A 21,834-nucleotide genomic window follows, 5' to 3' on the forward strand; every position below is an offset into this window, starting at 1 on the left:
CGACGAGTTTGTGACTCTGGGGATATGGATACGCCATCGGACGCTATGGTTGGAAGCCAGGGATCTTGACTCTTGCCCGGGTAATTTTGGGGGCCGCGTGGTGAACAAGAAGAGCGTCGATCCGTCGCTATCTCCCAGGCACAGCTTCGCAGTTCAGCTGCGCCGGTTCCGCGAGGCCGCCAACTTGACCCAGGCTCAGCTGGCCAAACTGATGAACTATTCGGCCTCCCTGATCAGCAATATCGAACACGCGAAGAAGAACGCGACCCTGGAGTTCGCCACCCTGGCGGACAAGGTGCTCAACGCCCACGGGGCCCTGGTGATGATTTGGTGGCACCAGTTCAACTCGGCTCTGATCGAAGGATTCCCGGAGTTCGTGGCGAAGGAGGCTGTAGCCAAGCTCATCCGCGTGTTCGAGATCGACCTGATCCCCGGACTGCTCCAGACGGAGGAGTACGCGCGTGCCCTCCAAAGCGGCAACATTCGACGCGGTGAGGCGACTCCCGAACAAGCCGAGGAACGCGTCACCATGGTTCTCACCCGCCAACGGCTACTCACAGGTGAGCGACCGCCGCTGATTCACGCCGTCATCGACGAGGCAGCTCTCCGACGCCCCATCGGCGGCCCCGCAGCGATGGCTCGACAGCTTCGGCATCTGGAAACGCTCGCTCAGCTGCCCAACATCATCATCCAAGTAGCGCCGATTGCCCTGGGAGCCGACAGGCCGTTCATCCACCCAGCGATCCTTCTGACCCTTCCAGATCGAACGACGGTGGCATACACCGAGACCGAACAGCGGGGATACCTCGAAGCTGATCAGGAAGCTGTCGAGTCGCTGAGCAGCAAGTACGATCGCCTGCAGGTGGAAGCGCTGTCCCGGACAGCCTCCCTCGCAGCGATCCGCAAGCTTCGAGAGGAATTTGAGAGCTATGCAGAGTGACTTGACAGCGACTCAATGGCGCAAGAGTTCCTACAGCAGCGGCCAGGGCGCCTGCGTGGAGATCGCATCCCACTTCACCACCACCCTCCCCCTCCGCGACTCCAAGGACCCCCACGGTCCCGCCCTCCTCTTCCCCACCCCCTCCTTCGCCGCCTTCCTCTCCTCTCTCAAGGACAACTCCCTCTCTTGACCTCGCACATAGCAATCATCGGCGGCGGGATCACCGGTCTCGCCGCCGCTCTGTTCCTCGCCCGCCAAGGCCACCGCATCACCCTCCTCGAACGCGAGGCCCGCCCCCTCTCCCCCGACCTCGACGCCGACTTCCTCCACTGGCACCGCCCCGCCACTCCCCAAGCGCTCCAACCCCACCTCCTCCGCGCCCCCATCCGCACGGTCCTCCGCGCCGCCGCCCCCGACGTCTACGCCACCCTCCTCGGCCTCGGCGCCACCGAGCACCCCGACCTCGCCGCCTTCGGCCCCTCCGACCACCCCGGCGACGAAGACCTCGTCACCCTCCGCGCCCGCCGCATCCTCCTCGAATCAGCCCTCACCCGCGCCGTCCAGGCCGAGCCCTCCATCACCCACCGCCCTGGCACCACAGCCACCGGCCTCCTCTACTTCCCCGGCCCCGCACCCCACGTCATGGGCGTCCACACTCCCACCGGCGATTTCCGCGCCGATCTCGTCCTCGACGCCGCCGGCCGCCGCTCCCCCATCCACCGCTGGCTCGACGCCATCGGCGCCCGCCCGGCGGTCACCGACGTCACCCGCACCGGCATCGCCTACTTCTGCCGCTGGTACCGCAGCACCGACGCCACCACCCCCGACCCGCCCCGAGCCGGCTGCCTCACCCCCTACACCGCCTTCGGCATCTTCCCCGCCGACAACGACTACTTCGCCCTCGCCTTCACCGTCGCCGTCAACGACCCCACCCGCACCGCCCTGCGCGACCCCGCCACCTACGACCGCGCCGCCCGCCTCTTCCCCGGCGGCGCCGCCTGGCTCGCGCAACCCCACCAACCCGTCACCGACGTGCACGCCATGGCCGGCCTCGACAACCGCTGGACCGCCCTCCACGACGACAAGGGCCCCACCGTCACCGGCCTCCTGAGCATCGGCGACTCGGCGATCCACACCAACCCCACCCTCGGCCAGGGCATCTCCCTCGCCCTCCTCTCGGCCGACTGGCTGGCCCACCAGGACCCGACCTCCCCCACCCTCGCCACCGACTACCACCGCTGGCGACTCGACACCCTCCGCCCCTGGTTCGACGTCCAGACCACGATCGACCGCGACCGCCGGGCCGAACTCCAGGCCTCCCTCAAGGGATTGCCACCCGCGCCCCCGCCCCCGGACGCCCTCAACCGCGCCGCCCTCGGCCCCTGCTCCGCCGACGACCTCACCGTCGCCCGCGCCCGCGCCCAGGTCGCGCAGATGGTCCGCACGCCCGTCCAGGCCTACGCGACCCCGGAGATCCAGTCCCGCGTCACCGCCTGGCTGCGCGCCAACCCCGAGTTCACCGGCCCGCCCCCGGGGCCGACCCGCGAGCTCTGGGAGAAGACCCTCAACCCGAACTGATCTGATGCCCCGTCAGTCCCACCACCACGGGGCGGCATGCTACGTGAGTCGCCCCGGCCGCACGCGGCGGCCCGAGCGCAACGGGCCGCCGCGTCTGCGCGCCACCAGGGCGCGTATCGAGTCGTGATCAAAAACCAGGCATGCCGCCGAAGCCGGCCCCGAACGGGAGGAGCGACGACGCGTCCGGTGCCGCCGAAAGCTCCGACTGAAGGCCGCTCTGCTGGGCCGCTCGCGGGGCGGGCTGACCAGCAAGGTCCACCTCGCCGCCGACCGCAAGTGCCGCCCGCTGGCCTTCGTCCTGACCGCCGGACAGGCAGCCGACAGCCCGCAGCTCATCCCGGTGCCGGGGAAGATCCGGGTCCGGGGGCCCGTCGGCCGCCCCCGCATCCGGCCGGACGCGGTCGCCGGGGACAAAGCCTACTCATCCCGCGGAAGCAAGGCGGTCATCCCGGAGAAGTAGGACCAGGCCGCGAACCGGAGGAAGAAGGGCTCCCAGGGCGGCCGGCCCGTGGGCCACGACGCCGACCTCTACACACCCGATCCCCGCAGGCGAACAATCGCACTTCTACGGCGTGCACCGGGAACGAAACCGCCCCGGAGTGCTCGGCACTCCGGGGCAGTGGAGTGGATCAGTATTCGCTGGTGCAGGCTTGGCCGACGAACGCGCCGCTTGCTCGGAACTTCGCCGCGCAGGCCTCCACCCGGTATCCGGGGCCGTCCCAGTACCAGTAGGTCGAGTCCCCGCTGGAGTCGTGCAGGTAGTGCATGCCGCTCACCTGGGTCCACTGGTAGCCGCCGCTGAGGGTCCGGCGCTCGAGCCACATGTGGCAGACGTCACCGTTGTTGACGCTGCTGTCGGCGTAGAACACCCCTTGGGCGTAGTACGTCTGGGTGCTGTCGTAGTCCTTGACCACCAGGTCCACGTGGCAGCCGGCGACGTCCTTGGAGGAAACCTGGCCTTCGAACTCGGTGGCGTTGGCCGGGGTCGCGACGCCCAGGGCCAGGGCCAGGCCGGCGGTGGCGATGAGCGTCCGCCTGAGGTGCTTGTTGATGTCCTGCTCCTTCATACATATGTCTGTCGTGCGTGTGCACCTCGAACGGAACAGGAGACCGATAACGCCCCGCTAATGCGAGCATCACTCAGCACTCGTCCCTGGTAACCGTCGGGGCGGCGATATGGGACCGGATGACCCCGGTCGCGCTGGTCGGCTGGGTCATCATCAGGTTGGAAGCCGTCGTTCGCGAGGAGGCGCCGATGATCGGCACCCTTCCGTGCGTGGTCCTGGACTGTCACTACCCGGCGGTGCCGGCCCGCTTCTATGCCGCCTTGCTCGGCGGGGAGTTGGACCGGCCCGATCCGCGCTGGCCGCTGGACGAGGGGTGGGCCACCCTGCACACGCCGGACGGGCTGATGCTGGCCTTCCAGCGGGTCGAGGAGTTCCACCCGCCGCAGTGGCCGGACCCGGCCCACCCGCAGCAGTTCCCCTCGACGTCGGGGTGGCCGACCTCGACGCCGCCGAGCGCGAGGTGGTCGCACTCGGGCCGCCCCGATGAAGCTCGATGCCGGCTGGCGGGTCTTCGCCGACCTGCCCCGGCAGAAGTAGAAGCGCCGCTCCTACGGCGAGGGCGCCCACGGCCTGCGCGCGGGCGGCACTTGCGCTCGCCCGCGACGCACCAGAACCACCCCGTGAACCGCCGGCCGACAACCCGGCCGCCGGCCCGATCATGGCGGCGGGCCCGGGCCACGCACAAGTCCGGGGACGGGCAGCCCGGCCGCGCGTCTCAGTCGTAGTGCTTGAGCAGCGGCCACAGTCGCTCCCAGCTGTACTCCTGCCCCGTGCACACCAGGATCGGCAGTCCCTGCTCGATGTTGGCGATGCCCTGTCCGTTGTCGATGTGCCCGGCGACGACGCAACTGCGCCAGTACGGCTCCAGGGCCTGCGGGCCGTAGCCGATGGCGATGGTGGTGCCGGACACGCCGGTGGGCCGGCCGAATCGGCTGTACCCGTTCTGGTCCGCGTAGACGGCGGGCAGGCCGAGGGCCGGACCGTAGTGGGCCAGCGCCCCGGCCTCGCCGTAGTTGACGGCGAGCAGCGTGGCGCCGGGATTGCGCTGCTCCAGCACCGCCACCTCCCGGGCGAGTTGGGGCCAGCCGATGGAGTCGGCGTTGAACGGGTTGACCGCGGTGAGGTGCTGGTAGACGGACACCGGCAGGATCGGCGGCCCCACGGCGAGGGTGACCACGGCGCTGGCCGCGGTGAGCGCGGCGAACCACCGCCGCCCGCCCGACCAGCGGTCGGCCAGCCAGACCGCCCCGGCTCCGAGCAGGAGCGGGTACCAGCCCATCGGGTAGTAGAAGTTGCCGCCGGCGGCGACCACGATCACCAGGCTCACCGCGTAGGCGAGGGCCAGCATCCGGTAGCGGGTGTCCTTCCAGGTGAGCCGCCAGCCCATCACCCACACCCAGCTGAGCAGGGTGGCCGCCTCCACCTGCATGGGGAGGGCCACGAACCGCTTGGGCCAGGTGGACAGGTGGCCGGCCATCGTGAACTGCGGCCAGCCGTGCGCCGCCTGCCAGAGCAGGGCCGGCGCGGCGATGGCGAGCGCCAGCAGCACCGACAGCCAGACGGCGCGGTCGCGCAGCAGCCGGGCGTTGCCGGTGAGCGGGGCGGCGACCAGCAGGGACAGCGCCAGGATCACGATGGTGTCGTTGTTGAGCATGCCGAGGCCCAGCGTGGCGCCGAAGCCGTACCACAGGCGGCGGTCGCCGGTGCGCAGCAGCCGCAGCAGCAGCCAGATCGCCACCGCCCAGAAGAAGACGCCGGTGGTGGCGGTGGTGAACAGGTGTCCCTCGACGAGCACGAGCACAGAGGTCGAGACGGCGATCGCGGCGATCTGCTGGGCGCGGTGCGAGCGGGCCTCGTCCGTCCCCGCGAGCTCCCTGGCGCACAGGACCGAGACCAGCGCGATGGCGACCGCGAAGAGCATCGGCGCGATGCGCACCACCTGCACCGAGTCGCCGCCGATCCAGGTCTCGGCCCGGACGATCAGCGGCACCAGGGGCGGCTGGTCGTCGTACCCGGGAGCGAGGTGGCGGCTGGCGGCGAGCCAGTACAGCTCGTCGCGGAAGTAGCCGTAGCGGCCGGCGGTCGCCAGCAGGACGGCGCAGGCGCAGAGCAGCGGTGGAAGCACCCGTTTCCAGGCGATCCCGGGCAGCGCGGGCGGCCCGGCCGGCCTGCGGCGCAGGTGGCGGCGCACGGCGATCGCGGTGTACAGCGCGCCGACGACCCAGCCGAGGTCGACGGCCCACATCACGCCGTCGGCCCCGTGCCGCACCCGCAGCAGGTACGACAGCGGCAGCCGGACGGCGACGAACGACACGATCGTGCACACCAGTGGCACGACGGTGCGGCCGATGCCGTTGAGCGCGCCGTGGACCACGGCCATGACGGCGTAGAGGGCGAAGCACGGGTAGGTGACGAGGATGTAGACCTCCACCAGGTGCCGGGTGACCGGATCGGTGGTGGCGGCCGCGGCGAGGGCCGGGCGCAGCAGGATCACGGCGAGGCTGACGGCGAGTGCCGCCGCGAGGGTGAAGGGCAGCGTCCGGCGGACCGCGTCCCGGCCCCGGTCGGGCCGGCCGGCTCCGAGGTTCTGGGCGACGAAGACGGTGAGCGCACCGGACAGGTCGAGGAACGCGGTGGCGGCGAGGAACTCCAGGCGGCCGACGACGGTGACCGCGGCGAGCAAGGAGGCACCGAGCGGGGCGACGATCCGGATCAGCGCCACGATGCCGAGGGCGATGAGCAGGTACTGAGCGGCTCCGGGCAGGCCGAGCCGCAGGCCGGCGGCCGCTTCCGCGCACACGCCCGAACGGCCGAGGGAGCGGCGCGGCGCGAGGTCGCGTCTGCGGTACAGCACTGCGAGTCCGGCGACGGCGGTGCCGGTGGCGGCGGTCACCGTGGCGAGGGCCGCACCGGCGACGCCCAGGTGGAGCACCGCGACGTACAGCCAGGCCAGCAGGGTGTTGGCGAGGCTGCTGCCGATCATGAGCCGCATCTGGGCGCGGGAGTCGCCGAGTCCGCGCAGCAGGGCGAAGACGGCGGAGACCGCGAAGACGGACGGGAAGCCGTAGCTGAACGTCGACAGCAGCAGCCGGGCGTCGTGCAGCACCTCGCCGCGGGCTCCGGTCAGCCGCAGCACGGCGGCGCCGGCCGTGCGGGCGGCCAGCAGGCACAGGGCCGCCCACACCGCGGTGGCGAGGGCCAGGGCAGCGGCCACGGTGGCGGGGCCGTGCCGGGAGCGTTCACCGGTGAAGCGCGCGAGGCGGATCGCGAAGCCGCCGGTCAGGCCGAGGAAGACGCCGTCCGCGAGGAGGTAGAGCGGTTGGACGACGCCGGCGGCGGCGAGGGCGTCGACGCCGACCCAGTGGCCCAGGACGGCACCGTCGGCGAGCAGGTAGGTCTGCTGGAGGAGGTTGGCCAGGGTGAGGGGCACGGCGAAGCCGAGCACGGAACGCAGGACGGGGCCGCGGGTGAGGTCGGCACGGCCCCGGTCGGGGTGCCCGGCCGCCATCGCGCCGGCGCCGGCGGCGCCCGGGGACGCGGTGTCCCCGGGCGGTCCGGTACGGGTCGCCTCGCTCATCCGGGCTGACCGTCGGTCCCGGCGGCGCGGCGGCGCTCATCGGCGATCTTGGCCTGGGCGGCGACCGTGCGGTCCACGAGGAGGTCGCTGCTCTGCATCTCGATGCCCAGGACCGAGGCGACGGTGGCCACCAGCGACATCCCGGTGATCGAGTCGATGCCGAGGTCGAAGAGGTCGGCATCGACGTCGATGCTGGTGAATCCGAAGACATGGGCCCAGCAGCGGCCGATCGCCATCTCGGTCTCGGTGTACCGGCCGTCCAGGCGGCCGGTGAGCTCGACCGGCAACTCCTCGATCTCCCTGCGCACCTGTCCGGCCGTCCGTTCGCGGTGCGAGGCGCGGCGGCGCGAGGCCTCCTCGAGCTTGGCGGCGATCTGCGGGTCGAGTGCGATGTGGTAGCCGGGCAGGGCGTCGGCGTAGTCGCCCTCGTAGTGCAGTTCGCCGCCGAACACCCGGGCCCGGTCCGAGCGCAGTCCGGTGTCCGCGATCGCGAGGCCGAGCGCGGTGGGCAGCGCCTTGAAGGTGGTGTCGACGTTGGCACGGCTGCGGACCGCCATGCCGATCTCCTTCCAGGAGACCCAGTCGAAGGTGATGACGTGGCAGTCGGGGTCGGTCTCGGACTCCGCCAGGGTGTCCAGGAACTGGTTGGCGGAGGCGTAGTCGGCCTGCCCGATGGCGGGGAACACGGCCGCCACGGAGGAGAAGTGGACGATGAAGTCGGGCCGGTCGTCGCGGGTCAGCAGGTCGAGGACGAACGCGCCGTGGATCTTGGGGCGGATCACCGCGTCGAAGTCCGCCCGGGAGCGCTGCGTGATGACCTCCCCGCCGGGGAGGCCGGCCGCGTGGACGATGCCGTCGATGCGGCCGAAGCGCTCCCGGACGGCGGCGACGGCCGCCCCCAGTGCCTCGGGGTCGCCGGCGTCGGCGGCGAGGACCAGGACCTCCGCTCCCAGCTCGCGCAGCTCCCGCAGGGCGGCCCGCAGCCGCGCCCGGGCCGGGTCGCCGTCGCCGCCCGCGTCCTGGTCCGGGCCGCTGCCGGGATCGCCGGAGCGGCTGAGCAGCACGAGGTTGATGCCGGGTTGGCGGGCCGCGAACTCACGGCACAGGGCGAGGCCCAGTCCGGCGGTGCCGCCGGTGACCAGGTAGGTGCCGCCGGGCTTGAGGTAGTCGCCGCGGTCGGCGATCTCGGTCTCCGGCAGTTCGGCGAAGGTCTCGCGCAGCCGGGTGCCCTCGCGCAGGGCGACGACGGAGGTCTCCGCGCCGAGGATCTCGTCGAGGACGGTGCGGGCGGGCGTGGCCTCGTCGGTGTCGACGACGGAGACGGTGAGGTAGGGGTATTCGCGGCTCACGCTCTTGGCCATGCCCGCCAGCGTGGAGTTCTCGGCCACGACGCCGGGTTCCGCGCGGCGGGAGGCCAGGGCGGTTCGGGTGAGGACGGCCAGGTGGAGCTGGGCGCCTTCGGCGATCAGGGCCTTGGCGAGCCGGAACAGGCCGTGGAGGTTCTTCTCCAGGCGGGCGTCGAGGGTGGCCAGGTCCCGGGCCGGTTCGGCCTCGAAGCCGAGGGCGTGGACGAGGTGGGTGACGCCTTCGTCCACGGCCCGGACGGCCAGGTCCTCGTAGAACGCCTCGGCATCCGGCCCGTCGGGCGCATGGATGATCTGACTGTCCGTCAGTCCGGCTTCGCGGAGCAGCGCTTCGGCCCCGGTCGAGCCGTCGACCAGGGCGAGCACCCGGGCCTCGGGGTCGGCCGCGGGGGCGGGTCCGTCCGCGGGCCGGAAGAGGATCTGGTGGGTGGCCGGGCCCTCGGACCCGGGGGTGCCGAGCGCCAGGGACTCCCGCCAGTCCTCGGGGAAGTCGATCCAGGCGCGGCGTTCGTCGAACTGGTAGGGCGGCAGGTCGACCGGCCGCGGCGGCGAACCGGCGGCCTGGCGGGGGTCGGGTTCGAGGTCGGCCCCGGCGGCCCAGGCGGCGGCCCGGGCGGCGGTGCCCGGATCGGCCGCGCCGGCGGGGTCGGGGGCCCAGAACGCCCAGTCCGGGTGGCTGGAGTGGAACGGTGCGGCCTCCACGAGCCGGTTCGCGGCCAGCGCCTCGAGCCGGGAGCGCAGCTCGCCGAGGTCGGAGACGGTGAAGGCGACCCGGTGGCGGTGGGCGGCCCGGGAGTGCTGGACGGCGGCGCAGAGCTCCGCGAGGGTGACCGCGTCGAACAGGCCGCGCTCGAACCAGTCCGCGTAGGCGCGGGCCAGCAGCCGCAGCGACTCCTCGCTGTGCGCGCTGAGCGTGAACAGCTGGGCCGCGGGCGCGGGTTCGCCGGTGGCGCCGGGCGGCGGGACCGGCGCGGCGTACTCCTCCAGCACCACGTGGCAGTTGGTGCCGCCGAGCCCGAACGCGCTGACGCCGCACCGGAGCGGACCGTGCTCGCTGCTCCACGGCTCGGTGCTGGTGGGGACGCGGATCGGCGAGTTCTCGAAGTCGATCCGGGGGTTGGGCCGTTCGAAGCCGGCCAGCGGCGGCAGCCGGCGGTTGCGCAGGACCAGCGCCGCCTTGATGAGGCCCATGACGCCGGAACCCTCGAAGAGGTGCCCGATGTTGGCCTTGACCGTGCCCACCGCGCAGAACCGGTGGTCGCCGGTGTGCGGCGCGAACGCCTGCCGCAGGCCCTCGATCTCGATGGGATCCCCCAACGTGGTCGCGGTGCCGTGCAGTTCGATGTAGCCGATGCTGCGCGGGTCGACCCCGGCGTTCGCCCAGGCGGTGTTGAGGAGATCCGCCTGCGAGGCGGAGTCGGGCGTCGTCACCCCGCCGGCGACGCCGTCGTGGTTGACGGCGCTGCCCTTGATGACGGCGTACACCCGGTCGCCGTCGGCGAGCGCGCGATCGAGGCGCTTGAGGACGACGGCGCCCGAGCCCTCGCCGTAGCCGGTGCCGTCGGCGCGCTCGTCCAGGGTGCGGGTGCGGCCGTCGGAGGACTCGATGCCGATCCGGGTGTCCGGATGGTCGATCGGCGCGCTGACGATGCGCGCCCCGGCGACCACGGCGGTGTCGCAGTCGCCCAGCAGCAGGGCGTTCTTGGCCTGGTGGACGGCGACGAGCGAGGCGGAGCAGGCGCTGTCCACCACCATGCTGGGACCGCGCAGGTCCAGCAGGTGCGAGAGGCGGTTGGCCATCATGGTGGGCACGTTGCCGGTGAGCGCCGGCTGGATCAGCGACCGGTCGATCTTGGACAGGTACTCCAGGTAGGCCGAGCCCGGGTTGACGGCGAAGCCGACGAAGACACCGGTCCGGGTGCCGCGCAGCCGGGAGGCCTGGTAGCCCGCGTCCTCCAGCGCCAGGTACATGGCGCGCAGGGCGTGCCGCAGGTGCGGTTCGGTGGTCGCGGCCTGCCTCGGGGTCATCCCGAAGAACTCGGCGTCGAAGTACTCCGGGCGGTCCAGGTAGGCACCGTCGCGGTAGCCGATCTCGGCGTCCGCGGGGGAGCGGACGGTCGTGCCGAAGACGTAGCGCAGGTAGTCCTCGATGCTCCGGGCCCGGTGCTCGGGGAAGCGGCCGGTGAGGTTCCGCCCCTCCGCGACGAGGTCCCAGAACGCGTGGATGTCCCGTGCTCCGGGTACCTCCACCGAGATGCCGACGATTGCGATGTCCGAGCTCACGTTCTTCTCCTTCGGGACGGGCACGGCGCGGTCAGGCGATCGCGGGCAGCAGGGAGGTGAGGGTGCTCCCGTTGGCCTCGTCGAACCGGGTGACGCCGGCGCCCCGCAGCGAGCGCACGGTGCGCACCCACTCCACGGGGGCGGTGATCTGGGCGGCGAGCAGCGCGGCGGCGCGGGCCGGCTCGAAGGCCGCCGCAGTGACGCCGGAGAACACCGGTACGGCGGGGGGCGCGAAGGCCTGGCCGCTCAGGGTTGCCATGAACGCCCGCGCCGCGGGCGCCATCAACGGGGTGTGGAAGGGGCCGCTGACCGGCAGCGGGACCACCGCCCGCGCGCCTGCGCCCCGCAGCACGCCGGCGGCCTCGGCCATCTCGTCCCGGCCGCCGGCGACGACGGTCTGCCGGTCGGAGTTGCGGTTGGCCACGTAGACGTTCCGCACCCGCGCTGCCCGCAGCGCCGACTCCACGTCCTCGGCGGCCATCCCCGCCACCGCCGACATCGCGCCGCCGCGCACCGAGGCCATGGCCTCCGCCCGCGCCCGCACCAGGCGCAGGGCGGACAGCAGATCGAGGCAGCCGGCGGCCACCAGGGCGTTGTACTCGCCCAGGCTGTGCCCGGCGTAGCAGGCGACGGGCTCGGCCGCACCGCCCTCCTCCGCCTGGAGCCGCCGGGCGTCGAGCGCGTTGACCAGGAAGACGGCGGGCTGAGCGTAGCGGGTGTCGGCCAGCCGCCCGTCGGGGTCGTGCAGGCACAGGTCCCGGATCGAGTAGCCGAGCACCGCGTCGGCCGCTTCGACCTCCTCCGGGAACAGGTCGAACAACTCGGAGCCCATGCCGGGGCGTTGGACGCCCTGGCCGGGGAAGACGAGGCAGCGCACGGCGTGCCCCCCTTTCTCGTGGTGTGAAGGCCCTGCGCGCGACCGCGTTCGGTGCTCCGGCGGTCAGATCGAGCTGAACCGCGCGGCCGATCCGCTCTCGCGCAGCCGCGAGCGCGTCAGCGCGGCGGCGGAGACGCCGGGGCCGATGTCGAGGACCAGGTCCGGGGCCAGCTCCGCCACGGCGGTGTCGAGGAGCTGCGGCCAGTCGAAGGGACGGCACATCTGCTGCTCGGCCACCTCGTACAGGACGTGGGGCGAGAGTTGCAGGTTGGCGGGCGTGCCGGTGCCGTAGACCGGCATGGTCAGGTCGTCGCCCTTGACGGCCTGCCAGTTGTGGTCGATGTCGTGTCGGATCAGCGCCAGGGCGGAGCCCAGCACCGCGCTGTGGAAGGGGGCGGTGGCGCCCAGGTAGGTCCAGCGGACCCCGGGCCGCTCGAAGAGTTCGTCCTCGGCGAGCCGGAGCCTCATCAGCGCCTCGGTACCGCCGGTGAGGACGTGGAAGGTCGGCGAATTGACGAGGCCGATCTCGACCCGGGCTCCCGGATCGCCGCCGCTGCGCCGGATCGCCTCCTCGAGCGCCGGGCGCCGCGGGCCCACGACGGCGGCCATCGCCCCGGGGACGCCGGCCGCCGGCCCGAGCGCGGCGTGCCGGCGCAGCAGTTCCGCGTCCGACCGGGGCGCCGCGGGAACGGCCTGCTGACAGCGCAGCAGAGCCACGGTGACCTGGGCGACCGAGCGGGCGGCGGCTGCCGCGTACTCCCGCCGGCCGCCGACGTGCAGGGCCGAGAAGACGGCGGCGTAACTGCCCAGGCTGTGCCCGACCGCTCCGACCGGGCGCAGGCCGCCCGACCCGTTCGCCCGGGCCAGCGGATCCCCCGGCCCCGGCTGGAGGACGCAGAGCTGGTAGAGGTGCAGCAGCACGCCCTCGGCCACCGAGCCGAGCGAATTCACGGCCGCCGACTGCTCGGCGGAGTCGGCCAGCCAGTCGCGTATCGGCAACCCGCCCGGCAGGAAACGGGCGCATTCCTCGCGTCCGACGATCTCGAAGGCCGTTTCGACGCCCGTGAAAGCGGAGGCGAAGAATCGGGAATTCTGCTGCTGCCGGAACAGTTGACGGAGCCTGCTCAGCAGCGGTCCTTCGGGATCGCCCAGCCCGCCGAAATGAAGTAACACCCGCACAGGTATGTCCTCACCGGTAGCCGGAGTAGCGATCGGTCACTCGGTCAGCAATATGCAGCCGCGCGTGATTGCCGGTCAAAGTCCGATGAAACTTACATGCGCTCCGGTGCGGCCACCGGGCCGGGTGAGCGCGTTCCCGGGAAACTTCGTACGCCTTGACGGTGTCCGCCGCCGGAGCGAAGATCTCGTCATAACCGCCTGTCTTCGTCCGCCATTGTTGTCGGGCGCTGGAATGGAGGACCGCCCCGACCAGCACGTCAGGGAAGGAACCACGGTGGCGCTCACCGACCGGATGATCCGGATACCGGATGTCGACCGCATCCGCACTCAGGACCCGAACAACCACCTCCACTGCCGGAGGTCACAACTCCTGGCCTACGTCGCGGGCAGCACCCCCTGGTCCGACCTCCTGATGTACCGTGCGCTGGGTTCGACCGCGGCCGTCTACCGCCACTGCCACCTGCGCGGAAAGGACCGCTGGGCCTTCGAGCCGCCGTACGTGACCGGGGGCGATCTGCGTCTGCTCGGGTTCGAACTGCTCTCGGCCGGCACGGTGGCCATCGACCGGTTCGAATCCGGCCTGCCCGGGTTCCTCGCCGCCGGGCAGCCGGTGTTCTTCTACGCGCCCCGGCACCACCTCCCGCACTGGGTGGAGTTCATGCGCCGGGTCGGCACCGTTCCGGAGGAACAGCGGCTGCTGCACTCGTTCCTGGTGTGCGGGGCGAGCAGCACCGAGGTGCTGCTGCTCGACAACACCTCCGACGACCACGAGTACGTCCCGCTGACGGTGGGCTGGGACGTGCTGCGCGAGGGCTACGCCCGCGAGCCGGAGCGCTGGTTCGTCGACTCCTCCACCGTGGTGCGCGAGTCGGACCCCGATCTGGACGGGTTCGAGTCCGCGTACCGGGCGTTCCTCGCCCGGTACCGCGACGGGTTCCAGATCTATGACCTCATCGGTGCGGGCCTGGTGGCCGAGCGTGCGCAGGCCGGGGCCGTGTACCGGGTGCCCGGCGTCAACAGCATGGCCCTGCTGGCCGGTTCGCGCACCCTGTTCAGCCGGTTCCTGGCCCTCACCCGGCACGGCCACCAGGTCCGCGCCGCGTACTCGGGCATCGCGCAGCTGGCCAACGCGCTCTCGGACCAGGTCAACGCCTTCCACGCCGGGACGCCGACGCTGTCGGCGGGCCGGATCCGCAGCGGTCTGACCGAGCTGCGGGAGCGCGAGCAGCGGGCCGCGGTGCTGCTGACCGACGAGGCGGCCCGGCTGCCGCGCATCCTGCCGAGCGGTCCCGGCGTCCGCTGACCACCGGTCGGCCGCGACCCCGGGCCGACCTTGCCCGACCCTGCCGGCGTCCCCGCTCCTTCCCGTCTCCGGGCGCCGGGTACCCGGTACCCCGTGGAGTGGAGGAGCCCGTGACCGCACCCGCCGACGCCCTCGTCAGCCCGCCCACCCTCGCCGACGTGGCCCTGCTCGCCGGCGTGTCGACAGCCACCGCGTCCCGGGTCCTCACCGGCTCGGCGCGGGTGAGCGAAGAGACGAACCGCCGCGTCCAGGAGGCGATTTCACGACTCGGATACGTCCGCCGGCGAGCACCCTGGACCCATGGGCGGCACCGGGCGCAGGGTGGCTCCGTCGCCGCGATCATCACCGAGTCCAGCGAGCGGTTCTTCTCGGACCCCTTCTTCGCCCGCCTGCTCCACGGCGCCTCGCGGACCCTCGCCCCCGTCGGCTACCAGCTGGCGTTCGTCGCGGTGCGGGACCAGAGCGAGTACGCCGCGGCGGCCCGTTTCGTGCACCGCGGAGTCGACGGGGTCCTGCTGGTCTCCTCCCACGGCTCGGATCCGGTGATGGCCCTGCTGGACACCGCGAAGGTGCCCACCGTGCTGTGCGGCCGGCCGCTGGCGGAGCACGGGGCGCCGTACGTGGACACCGACAACTACGGGGGTGCGCAGGCCGCCGTGCGCCATCTGCTCGCGGCCGGCCGCCAGCGCATCGGGACCATCGCCGGGCCGCGCGACATGGCCGCGAGCCAGGACCGGCTCCGCGGCTTCACCGAGACCCTGGCGGCCACCGGCCTGGAACCCGTCGTCGACCTCGGGGACTTCTCGCTGGAGTCCGGCGAACAGGCCATGACCCGGCTGCTCAGGCGCCGGCCCGACCTCGACGCCGTCTTCGTCGCCTCCGACCTGATGGCGGCCGGAGCCCTGCGCTCGCTGCGCCGGGCGGGACGCCGTGTGCCCGACGACGTCGCGGTCATCGGCTTCGACGACGATCCGGTGGCCCAGCGCACCCGCCCTCCGCTCAGCACCATCCGGCAGCCGGTCGAGGAGCAGGGCTCGACGCTGGCCCGTCACATCCTCGCACTGATCGAGAACCGGACGGAACCGGATCCCAGGACTCTGCTGCCCACCACCCTCGTCTGCCGCGAATCGGCGTGACCCGGCCCGCCCGTGGAGACGGCCGGGCCGCCCTCAGAGCCTGCGCAGGAAGGTCCCGAGCGACTTCACCGCCGTGTCCGCCAGGTTGCTGAGCGCCTGGCCCAGCTGGTCCAGGTCCTCGCCGAGGGTGTTCGGCGCCTGCTGCTCGGCCGGGCGCTCCGGCTCCTCGGCCTCGACGGCCTCGCCCCGGTAGCCGACCGGGCCCTCGTTGACGCGCTGCGACCAGCCCAGGAACGAACTCCCGTCCTCCGCCAGGCCGATCGAGGCGGAGCAGGCCCGCTGGTCGGCCCAGGCGATCCGGTCGAAGGGGGTCTCCTCGCCCACCGCGAGGTGGAAGGTGAGCGGACCGCCCCGGTGCCAGCGCCCGCCCCAGCCCGCCTCGGTGGCGAAGGTCCGGGTCGCGCCCGGGTCCGCGTCGCCGGGAAAAGTCTGACGATCCGTCAACTCACCGCGGAGTTCGTACCACTGGCCGCCCGCGTCCCGCGCGTGGCCGTAGAAGGTGTTCAGCTCCAGCGCGAACTCCACCGACGCCTCCGCGCCCGACCGCACCCGCCAGTCCAGCCGGGACGGCATCGCGCCCTCGCCGGAGGCGAGGTGCAGCCGCCAGGTCGCCGTCGGTTCCCACTCCTGCGCGCCGGGCGCCCGGCGGTCGGTGCGGTAGGTCAGCAGCGAGCGGCCCATCGAGTCGGCCAGCCAGGCGCGTTCGGCCTCGTCGCGGTCCCAGACGGGTTCGGCCAGCACGCGGTAGAGCCAGAGGTGCGAGCGCGCGTCCGCGGCGCTGCGCAGGGTCAGCGTGTTGGTCTCGCCCGGGACCAGCAGGTCGGCGGGGACGGCGAAGACGATCTGCTGCGGGAGGTCTCCGCCGCCCGGTATCCGGTAGTCGCTGACGATCACCTCGGAGTTGACGGCGACCTCCAGCGGCGCGAAGCCGGGCCGCGGGCCGAGCTTGGAGACCAGGGCGCGGATCTTCACCGTGAGCTCGTCCTCGACGCCCTGCTCCGGGACCTCGAACTCGATCGCGACCGTGGCCCCGCAGTCGAGCGCGAAGTGGTCGCCCGCGAAGTAGGCCCGCTCGGCGGCGACCACGGCGTTGCCGGTCCGCGGGACGGCGGTGGAGAAATCGACGAAGACAGGCTGCACGTGGGGCTCCTAGGGACGACCACAGGGGCGCGGCGAACGGCGCGGGAGCCAGCCTATGCGGCGCCCCCGTCACCCTCGCTTCGAGAAGTCACTCCCCAGGACCGGGCTCCGCCGTCAGCCGACCCCCAGCCCGTCCAGCACCGCCCGCGCACCGCCCGCGAACGCCTCCCCCGGCTCCGCCGCCGACCGTTGCGCCAACGCCTCCGCCAGCAGCGGGAACGCCTCGCCGCCGACCCCCTCGCCCACGCCCTGCTGCTCCACTTCCAGCGCACCGATCACGTACGACACCAGCACGTGCAGCGCCCCCGCCCGCGCCGGGCCGGCCACGCCGGCGTCCGCCAGCGCCTCCAGCAGCCACTCCCGCCAGCGCATCACCGCCAGGCAGCCCCCGTGGTGGCGCACCGCCAGCGGCAGCACGCCCGGGTGCGCGGCCACCGCCTCGCGCATCGCCGCCAGCAGCGCCAGCAGCCGCGCCCGCGGCGGGCCCTGCGCCGGCTCCCGCAGTGCGGCGCCGAGCGTCAGGTCCACCACCAGGCACTCGAGTTCCTCCCGGTCCTCGACATAGCGGTAGAGCGCCATGGGGCGGCGGCCCAGCTCCTCGGCCGCCGTGCGCATGGAGAGGGCGGGCAGGCCGTCGCGGTCGATCACGGCGAGCGCGGCGGCGGCGATCTGCTGGGTCGTCAGAGAGCGGGGGCGGGGCACGGATTGACAGCGTAGGGCATACGCCTACAGTTTAGGCGTACGGCCTACCCCTATTGCGACGAGCCCGCGAGGAGCCCACGTGTCCCGTCTCCGGCCCGGCACCACCGCACCGTCCCTCCCGACCACCGACGTCACCGGCCTGCCCCTGCCGCCCGCGCCCGCCAACGGGCTGACGCACCTGCAGTTCCGCCGCTTCGCCGGCTGCCCGATCTGCAACCTGCACCTGCGCGGCTTCGCGCTGCGCCACGGGGAGCTGAGGGCCGCGGGCATCCGGGAGGCCGTCGTCTTCCACTCCCCGGCGGCCGAACTGCGCGAGTACGCAGACGCACTGCCGTTCGCCCTGGTCGCCGACCCGGAACAGCGGCTCTACCGCGCCTACGGGGTCGAGCGCGGAGCCCGGGCGCTGCTCGACCCGCGGGCCTGGCCCGCGATCGCCCGGGGCGTGCTCCGCAGCATGCCGCTGATCCTGCGCGGGCAGGAGCGGCCGCCGGCCAACCGCCCGCTCGGCGGGCGCCTCGGCCTGCCCGCCGACTTCCTGCTCGCCCCCGACGGCCGCCTGCTCGCCGCCCACTACGGCACCCACGCCGCCGACCACTGGACCGTCGACCAGGTCCTCAGCCTCGCCGCCGGAACCACCCCGCCACGGTGACCGCCGCGTCCAGCACCCGGAGCGCGAACCCCTCCACACGGCCGATCTCGGGCGGCCTCAGGTCCGCCTCCGAGACCGGGACCGTCCCCGGCATGCACCAGAGGTGGAGGCGCAGCTCCTGGGCGCCGTCGCAGAGCGAGTCCAGCCGCAGCAGCCGGTCCGCCTCGTCGGTGAACCGCGCCCGGTCCCACACCCTGGCCACCGTGGCGATCGGCACCGCGGTCCGCCCCTCACCCGCGCGCACCACCGCCCAGCTCGCGCCCGGCATCGGATAGGCATAGCCGGCCACGCTGTCGATGAACTCGCCCAGCGGGGTCGCACCGTCGGCCGTCAGCAGCCACACCGGCGGATGGTCGCCCGGGTGGATGTCCTCCCGCTCCACAGTCACTCGCATGCCCGGCACGCTAACCCGGCCGACCATTTATCGTCAATCTGACGCTAATAATGTGCATTATTACAGCGCCCGCCGCCCCGACCACGTACCAGAGGAGGTCCGGAACGTTGAACGTCGTCCCGAGCACCAGCCGCGCGAGCAGGCTGTGCCGGGCCAGCCCGGCGGGAATCCCGGTGGCCTGGAAGAACTCCACCGCCCAGCTCACCCCGAGCGCCACCGCCCCCGCCCGTGCCGGCCCGGTCCGCGGCGCGACCAGCACCGCCACCGCGTACACCAGCACCGTGTACAGCACGTCCCCGGCCACCTTGCCGGCCTCCGCCGGCAGCACACCCCGGCTGCCCAGCCCCGCCGCCACCGTCACCACCGCCGCGCCGAACGCGGCGAGGCGCACGCCCCGGCCACCACCCCGAAGATCATCCATTCCACGCACCCTACGGCCACCCCGCCCGCACCCCGCCGCGGCCGGCAAATGCCTTTGCCGCGCGAGCGGGCGTACACGATCCTCTCCGTCATGGACCTTCCCCAGCCCGTGATCGAACTGGACGCCCACCTGACCCTGCGCCAGTTCGACGGCGAAGCCGACCTCGCCGAGTTCTGCCAGGTCATCGAGGAGTCGCTGGAGCACCTGCGCCCGTGGATGCCCTGGGTGGCGGACCACAGCCCGGCCTTCACCGCCGACTTCCTCACCCAGCTCCCGGGCCGCTGGGCGAACGGCACCGAGCACACCTACGCCGTGGTGCTCGACGGCGCCATCGTCGGCGCCTGCTCGCTCTTCCGGCGCGACGAAACCCCGGCCGGAGCCCGCGAGATCGGCTACTGGCTGCACCCCGCCGCCACCGGCGGCGGCATCGCCACCCGGGCCGCCGGCGCCATGGTCGAGCAGGCCTTCCGGCTGCCCGGAGTCGAGTGCGTGGAGATCGTCACCGACCCGGGCAACCTCCCCAGTGCCGCCGTCCCCACCCGGCTCGGCTTCACCGTGGACCGCCGCCGCCCCGCCGAACGCGTCGCCCCGGCCGAGACCGGCGAGGAGCTGTTCTGGCGCCTGACCCGCGATCAGTAGCCGACGCCCGGAGCCACGCCCGAAGCGCCCCCGCCCCGGACCCCGTCGCGAGCCCTTCGCGACGGGGTCTTCCATGTGACCGATGACATATGAAATATTACCTTCGCTTTACCCCCACCCGCAGACCACCCCCGATCCGAAAGGACCGGTCACGTTGCGCAGACTCTCGGCAGCCCTCGCGGCTGCGCTGACCACCAGTGCGATAGCGGCGACGCTGCTCGGCGGTGCGGTCACCGCCCAGGCCGCCCCCGTCCAGCCCGAGACCGTCTCCGGTGCCCAGGCCCTCGCCGCCCAGGACGGCTCCGAGGGCCGCGAGGGCCCGCAGCAGAAGCAGATCCCCCCGCAGGAGCGGCTGCGCGAGTCGCTCCGCTCCAAGGCCCTGGAGCTCGTCAACAAGGGCGCCGTGGCGAAGAGTTCCGACGGCACGGTGCCCCCGGTCGCCAAGATCGGCAAGGACTACGTCCAGCTCGCCGAGAAGCGCACCGACAAGGTGTTCGTGATCCTCGCCCAGTTCGGCGACGAGGTCGACAACTCCACGCTCTACAACGGCGTCCCGCGCTACGGCGGCACCCCGGGGCCGCGGCACGACACCATCCCGCAGCCGGGCCGGGACGACACCCACACCTTCTGGCAGAGCGACTTCAGCCGCGACTACTACCAGAAGATGTTCTTCGACGGCACGCCCGGCGCCAACTCGCTGCGCAACTACTACCGCACCCAGTCCTCGGGCCGGTACGACGTCGACGGCACCGTCAGCGACTGGGTCACCGTGCCCTACAACGAGGCCCGCTACGGCTCCAACAAGGGCCCGCAGGGCAGCGGCGCCTGGACCCAGGCCCAGGAGTTCGTCCGCGACGCCTTCGACGCCTGGTACAAGGGCGAGCTGGCCAAGGGCCGTTCGGACGCCGACATCAAGGCGCAGCTGGCCCAGTACGACGTCGAGGACCGCTACGACCACCTGCACGACGGCAACTTCAACCAGCCCGACGGCTACCTCGACAACGTGATCGTGGTGCACGCGGGCGTGGACGAGACCTGGGGCGGCGGCGCGCAGGGCTCGGACGCCCTCTGGGCGCACCGCAGTTGGGAGTTCCCGGATCCGGCCGGCCGGACCGGTCCGGCGGGCAACAGGATCGGCGGCACCGAGATCGGTGACACCGGCTACTACGTCTACGACTACGTCCAGGCCGGCGAGAACAGCGGAGTCGGCCTCTTCTCCCACGAGTTCGGCCACAACCTCGGCCTGCCGGACCTCTACCCGCTCACCGGCGGGGACAACGGGGTCAGCTTCTGGTCGCTGATGTCCTCCGCCTCCTACCTGGGCCGCGGCAGGAACTCCACCGGCGAGTACCCGGGCGACCTGGACGCCTGGAGCAAGCTGCAACTCGGCTGGCTGAACTACGACGAGGCGCAGGCCGCCACCACCTCCAGCCACACCCTCGGGGTGAGCGCCTACAACACCGACCAGGCCCAGGCCGTCCTGGTGCACCTGCCGCCGGGCACCACCTCCACCGTGCTGGCCGACCCCGCCGAGGGCAGGGCGCAGTGGTGGAGCGACACCGGCGACAACCTGGACAACGCGCTGACCCGCACGGTGGACCTCACCGGCAGGTCCGGCTCCGCCGCCCTGGACACCGCCGCCTGGTGGGACGTCGAACAGGACTACGACTTCCTCACCTTCGAGGCCTCCACCGACAACGGCAGGACCTGGACCGCCCTCCAGGGCACCGCCAACGGCGTGCCGTACGGCAGGACCAGCGCCGACGTGCCCGGCCTGACCGGCGCTTCCGGCGCCTACCAGCAGGTCCACGTGCCGCTGGACGCCTACCTGGGCCAGCAGGTCGAGCTGCGCGTGCACGTGACCTCGGACGGCAACACCCACGGCAAGGGCGTGCTGATCGACGCGCTGAAGATCTCCGCCGACGGCTCGGTGCTCTTCGCCGACGGCGCCGAGAACGGCAACCAGGGCTGGGACACCCGCGGCTTCCTGATCGTCGACGGCAGCACCGCCGTCCAGCAGCACCCCCGGGCCTACCTGGCGGAGAACCGCCGCTACGTCGGCTACGGCGCCTACCTGAGGACCGGGCCGTACAACTTCGGCTACTCGGGCGTGAAGAACAAGGCCAACGTGATCGACACCTACCCCTACCAGGAGGGGGTGCTGGTCTGGCTCTGGGACACCGACTACCTGGACAACAACACCAAGGACCACCCGGGCGGCGGCCTGATCCTGCCCGTGGACGCCCACCCGGCGGCCACCCGCTTCGGTGACGGCTCCCTGGTGAACGGCCGGGCGCAGACCTACGACGCGCCCTTCTCGCTGAAGCCCACCACCGGCTTCACCCTGCACAAGGGCGGCGTGCCGACCACCATCGGCACCGAGCCCGCCGTGCCGGTCTTCAACGACCACACCGGCAGGTACCTGGACCCGGCCGACCCGCAGGTCGGCGTGAACGTCCCGGACACCAACACCCGGATCGAGGTCGTCCGCGAGACCCAGGGCGGCAGGCTGACCACCATCAAGGTCGGCCCCGCCGCCTGAGACTCCGCCCGAACCGCCTCGACTGCCGCTCCCTCTGCCGGGA

18 protein-coding genes and 1 pseudogene are annotated in these 21,834 nt (G+C 72.6%); 10 read left to right on the forward strand and 9 right to left on the reverse strand.

What is annotated here, in order from left to right; translation table 11 throughout:
• Positions 1-97: 97 nt before the first annotated feature.
• The 4 genes and pseudogenes from ACFYNO_RS03295 to ACFYNO_RS03310 all read left to right on the forward strand — a co-directional run.
• A complete protein-coding gene (locus tag ACFYNO_RS03295; protein WP_388004436.1) occupies positions 98-940 on the forward strand; it encodes a Scr1 family TA system antitoxin-like transcriptional regulator in 843 nt (280 codons plus the stop codon).
• 1 nt (position 941) lies between these two features.
• Positions 942-1,130, forward strand: coding sequence for a DUF397 domain-containing protein (locus ACFYNO_RS03300; protein WP_388004439.1), 189 nt, complete (start codon positions 942-944; stop codon positions 1,128-1,130).
• Positions 1,127-2,518, forward strand: a complete 1,392-nt coding sequence (locus ACFYNO_RS03305; protein WP_388004442.1) for an NAD(P)/FAD-dependent oxidoreductase — start codon at positions 1,127-1,129, stop codon at positions 2,516-2,518. The genes ACFYNO_RS03300 and ACFYNO_RS03305 overlap by 4 nt, the downstream gene beginning before the upstream one ends.
• 130 nt (positions 2,519-2,648) lie before the next feature.
• A pseudogene (locus ACFYNO_RS03310) lies at positions 2,649-3,050 on the forward strand (IS5/IS1182 family transposase); the annotation flags it as partial.
• A gap of 97 nt (positions 3,051-3,147) precedes the next feature.
• Here ACFYNO_RS03310 and ACFYNO_RS03315 read toward each other — a convergent pair.
• Positions 3,148-3,585 (reverse strand): hypothetical protein, encoded by a 438-nt coding sequence (locus ACFYNO_RS03315; protein ID WP_388004445.1) that lies wholly within the window; start codon positions 3,583-3,585, stop codon positions 3,148-3,150.
• A 188-nt stretch (positions 3,586-3,773) separates the two neighbouring features.
• On the opposite strand from ACFYNO_RS03315, the gene ACFYNO_RS03320 reads away from it, so the two are divergent.
• Positions 3,774-4,310, forward strand: coding sequence for a VOC family protein (locus tag ACFYNO_RS03320; protein WP_388005470.1), 537 nt, complete (start codon positions 3,774-3,776; stop codon positions 4,308-4,310).
• Here ACFYNO_RS03320 and ACFYNO_RS03325 read toward each other — a convergent pair.
• The 4 genes from ACFYNO_RS03325 to ACFYNO_RS03340 form a co-directional block, all read right to left on the reverse strand.
• Complete coding sequence (locus ACFYNO_RS03325) at positions 4,301-7,162, reverse strand: MATE family efflux transporter (RefSeq protein WP_388004448.1); 2,862 nt, start codon at positions 7,160-7,162, stop codon at positions 4,301-4,303. The genes ACFYNO_RS03320 and ACFYNO_RS03325 overlap by 10 nt on opposite strands.
• On the reverse strand, positions 7,159-10,809 hold the full coding sequence (locus ACFYNO_RS03330) for an SDR family NAD(P)-dependent oxidoreductase (protein WP_388004451.1): 3,651 nt from the start codon (positions 10,807-10,809) through the stop codon (positions 7,159-7,161). Before ACFYNO_RS03330 ends, ACFYNO_RS03325 begins: the two co-directional genes overlap by 4 nt.
• 31 nt (positions 10,810-10,840) lie before the next feature.
• A complete protein-coding gene (locus ACFYNO_RS03335) occupies positions 10,841-11,686 on the reverse strand; it encodes an ACP S-malonyltransferase (protein ID WP_388004454.1) in 846 nt (281 codons plus the stop codon).
• A 63-nt stretch (positions 11,687-11,749) separates the two neighbouring features.
• Positions 11,750-12,685, reverse strand: a complete 936-nt coding sequence (locus ACFYNO_RS03340; protein WP_388004457.1) for a hypothetical protein — start codon at positions 12,683-12,685, stop codon at positions 11,750-11,752.
• 412 nt (positions 12,686-13,097) lie between these two features.
• Between ACFYNO_RS03340 and ACFYNO_RS03345 the strand changes: the two genes are divergently transcribed.
• A complete protein-coding gene (locus ACFYNO_RS03345; RefSeq protein ID WP_388004460.1) occupies positions 13,098-14,168 on the forward strand; it encodes a hypothetical protein in 1,071 nt (356 codons plus the stop codon).
• A 110-nt stretch (positions 14,169-14,278) separates the two neighbouring features.
• Positions 14,279-15,304: a LacI family DNA-binding transcriptional regulator gene (locus tag ACFYNO_RS03350; RefSeq protein WP_388004463.1), complete on the forward strand. Its 1,026-nt coding sequence runs from the start codon at positions 14,279-14,281 to the stop codon at positions 15,302-15,304.
• Positions 15,305-15,337: 33 nt separating this feature from the next.
• On the opposite strand, the gene ACFYNO_RS03355 is transcribed toward ACFYNO_RS03350, so the two are convergent.
• Together ACFYNO_RS03355 and ACFYNO_RS03360 are read right to left on the reverse strand one after the other, a co-directional pair.
• Positions 15,338-16,444: a hypothetical protein gene (locus ACFYNO_RS03355; protein WP_388004466.1), complete on the reverse strand. Its 1,107-nt coding sequence runs from the start codon at positions 16,442-16,444 to the stop codon at positions 15,338-15,340.
• 114 nt (positions 16,445-16,558) lie between these two features.
• The gene (locus ACFYNO_RS03360) at positions 16,559-17,146 is read right to left on the reverse strand and encodes a TetR/AcrR family transcriptional regulator (RefSeq protein ID WP_388004469.1); all 588 of its coding nucleotides are present in this window, start codon (positions 17,144-17,146) and stop codon (positions 16,559-16,561) included.
• Between the two features lie 79 nt (positions 17,147-17,225).
• On the opposite strand from ACFYNO_RS03360, the gene ACFYNO_RS03365 reads away from it, so the two are divergent.
• Positions 17,226-17,795: a peroxiredoxin-like family protein gene (locus tag ACFYNO_RS03365; RefSeq protein ID WP_388004472.1), complete on the forward strand. Its 570-nt coding sequence runs from the start codon at positions 17,226-17,228 to the stop codon at positions 17,793-17,795.
• On the opposite strand, the gene ACFYNO_RS03370 is transcribed toward ACFYNO_RS03365, so the two are convergent.
• Together ACFYNO_RS03370 and ACFYNO_RS03375 are read right to left on the reverse strand one after the other, a co-directional pair.
• A complete protein-coding gene (locus tag ACFYNO_RS03370) occupies positions 17,761-18,189 on the reverse strand; it encodes a hypothetical protein (protein WP_388004475.1) in 429 nt (142 codons plus the stop codon). The genes ACFYNO_RS03365 and ACFYNO_RS03370 overlap by 35 nt on opposite strands.
• A 10-nt stretch (positions 18,190-18,199) precedes the next feature.
• A complete protein-coding gene (locus ACFYNO_RS03375; RefSeq protein WP_388004477.1) occupies positions 18,200-18,610 on the reverse strand; it encodes a DUF2809 domain-containing protein in 411 nt (136 codons plus the stop codon).
• A 90-nt stretch (positions 18,611-18,700) separates the two neighbouring features.
• On the opposite strand from ACFYNO_RS03375, the gene ACFYNO_RS03380 reads away from it, so the two are divergent.
• Together ACFYNO_RS03380 and ACFYNO_RS03385 are read left to right on the forward strand one after the other, a co-directional pair.
• Positions 18,701-19,249, forward strand: coding sequence for a GNAT family N-acetyltransferase (locus ACFYNO_RS03380; protein WP_388004480.1), 549 nt, complete (start codon positions 18,701-18,703; stop codon positions 19,247-19,249).
• Between the two features lie 154 nt (positions 19,250-19,403).
• Complete coding sequence (locus ACFYNO_RS03385) at positions 19,404-21,791, forward strand: immune inhibitor A domain-containing protein (protein ID WP_388004483.1); 2,388 nt, start codon at positions 19,404-19,406, stop codon at positions 21,789-21,791.
• The last annotated feature ends 43 nt before the right edge of the window (positions 21,792-21,834 follow it).

Source organism: Kitasatospora sp. NPDC006697, from assembly GCF_042869935.1.
Classification (GTDB): Bacteria; Actinomycetota; Actinomycetes; order Streptomycetales; family Streptomycetaceae; genus Kitasatospora.

Coding starts and splice junctions, on each gene's coding strand:
- ACFYNO_RS03315 (WP_388004445.1), bottom strand. CDS start 3,585: ATGAAGGAGCAGGACATCAACAAGCACCTCAGGCGGACGCTCATCGCC.
- ACFYNO_RS03320 (WP_388005470.1), top strand. CDS start 3,774: ATGATCGGCACCCTTCCGTGCGTGGTCCTGGACTGTCACTACCCGGCG.
- ACFYNO_RS03325 (WP_388004448.1), bottom strand. CDS start 7,162: ATGAGCGAGGCGACCCGTACCGGACCGCCCGGGGACACCGCGTCCCCG.
- ACFYNO_RS03345 (WP_388004460.1), top strand. CDS start 13,098: ATGGAGGACCGCCCCGACCAGCACGTCAGGGAAGGAACCACGGTGGCG.
- ACFYNO_RS03370 (WP_388004475.1), bottom strand. CDS start 18,189: ATGCGAGTGACTGTGGAGCGGGAGGACATCCACCCGGGCGACCATCCG.
- ACFYNO_RS03375 (WP_388004477.1), bottom strand. CDS start 18,610: ATGGATGATCTTCGGGGTGGTGGCCGGGGCGTGCGCCTCGCCGCGTTC.
- ACFYNO_RS03380 (WP_388004480.1), top strand. CDS start 18,701: ATGGACCTTCCCCAGCCCGTGATCGAACTGGACGCCCACCTGACCCTG.